At 58.4% G+C, this 1,715-nt stretch carries 1 protein-coding gene and 1 pseudogene; both read left to right on the top strand.

The genetic code is table 11. From position 1 onward, the window contains the following. Nucleotides 1–387, top strand: a pseudogene (locus tag CAGGBEG34_RS09360) (leucyl aminopeptidase); the annotation flags it as partial. Nucleotides 388–609: 222 nt separating this feature from the next. Further along, nucleotides 610–1,662, top strand: a complete 1,053-nt coding sequence (recA, locus tag CAGGBEG34_RS09355) for a recombinase RecA (RefSeq protein ID WP_006683373.1) — start codon at nucleotides 610–612, stop codon at nucleotides 1,660–1,662. The last annotated feature ends 53 nt before the right edge of the window (nucleotides 1,663–1,715 follow it).

The raw sequence follows: 1,715 nt of genomic DNA, 5'->3' as shown, positions 1-1,715 counted from the left end.
CCCGCCGCCGTGATTGATATCGCAACGCTGACCGGCGCGTGCGTGATTGCATTGGGTCATCATCGCAGCGGCTTGTATACAAAGGAAGAGGCATTGTCGGAGGAACTGCTGGCGGCAGCGCAACAGGCGCTCGACCCCGCCTGGAGAATGCCGCTGGATGAAGAATACCAGGAGTCGCTGAAATCGAATTTCGCCGATATGACCAATACCGGCGGCCGGTCTGCGGGCAGCATCACCGCCGCGTGTTTTCTGGCGCGGTTTGCGCGCGGCTATCCCTGGGCGCACCTCGATATTGCCGGCATCGCCTATAAAAGCGGCAAGGAAAAAGGCGCCACCGCCCGCCCTGTTCCCCTCCTGATGCAATTCCTGACCGGACGGGCAGGATAGGGCTAGAGCATTTTTCAGCGGCTTGCCCTGTGTCGCCTCGCGCTCGCCGTATTGTGCATACTGTCTTCGCGCTTGCTCCTTGGGCAATCTCACTGAAAAATGCTCTAACGGGCGGAGCGCAGCGCCGCCAGCGCGGCTGTGCGAAACGCCTGGTTCGCTAAACCGCCGAGTGTTGATCAATGCGGCGCGTTTTAAAATACGGTCTCTCAAACAGGATGATGAATGGAAGAGCAAAGCAACAGACCAAACGCCCTGACCGCCGAAAAAAACAAGGCGCTTGCTGCAGCGCTCGCGCATATTGAAAAACAATTCGGCAAAGGATCGGTGATGCGGCTGGGCGATCATGAAGTCGTTGAAGATATTCAGGTCGTTTCAACCGGTTCGCTGGGACTCGATCTTGCGCTCGGCGTTGGCGGTCTGCCGCGCGGCCGGGTGGTCGAAATCTACGGGCCGGAATCGTCCGGCAAAACCACGCTTACCTTGCAAGTCATCGCCGAAATGCAGAAGGAAGGCGGCACCTGCGCATTTATCGACGCCGAGCACGCGCTCGACGTTCAATATGCATCGAAACTCGGCGTTGCCGTCCCCGATTTGCTGATTTCACAACCGGATACCGGCGAACAGGCGCTTGAAATCGCCGATGCGCTGGTGCGCTCCGGCTCGGTCGATTTAATCGTGATCGATTCGGTCGCCGCGCTTGTTCCCAAGGCCGAAATCGAAGGCGAAATGGGCGGCGTGCTGCCAGGGCTTCAGGCGCGCCTGATGTCACAGGCGATGCGCAAACTCGCGGGCACGATCAAACGCACCAACTGCCTGCTGATTTTTATCAACCAAATCCGCATGAAAATCGGCGTGATGTTCGGCAATCCGGAGACGACCACTGGCGGTAATGCGCTGAAGTTTTATGCATCGGTGCGGCTTGACATCCGTCGCATCGGCTCAATCAAAAAAGCGGACGAAGTCATCGGCGCGGAAACGCGCGTCAAAGTGGTGAAAAACAAGGTATCGCCGCCTTTTCGGGAGGCGATCTTCGACATCCTGTACGGCGCAGGCATCTCTCGCGAAGGCGAAATCATCGATCTCGGCGCGCAGACCAAAATCATTGAAAAATCGGGCGCCTGGTATAGCTACAACGGCGAGCGTCTGGGTCAAGGAAAAGACAACGTGCGCGAATTCCTGCGCGAACGTCCCGAACTTGCACGCGAGATCGAGAATAAAATTCGCGCCGCGCAAGGGATTGCTGAAATGCCGCGCGCCGCCGCGCCGAGCGCATAAAAGCGCGCGCTATGTCTGCTGATATACGCACGCGCGCGCTCGCCTGCCTGGCC

This window comes from Candidatus Glomeribacter gigasporarum BEG34 (genome assembly GCF_000227585.1).
GTDB classification, from domain to species: domain Bacteria; phylum Pseudomonadota; class Gammaproteobacteria; order Burkholderiales; family Burkholderiaceae; genus Glomeribacter; species Glomeribacter gigasporarum_B.
Note: the sequence above shows the minus strand (reverse complement) of the source record. Positions and strands in the feature narration are given on the sequence as shown.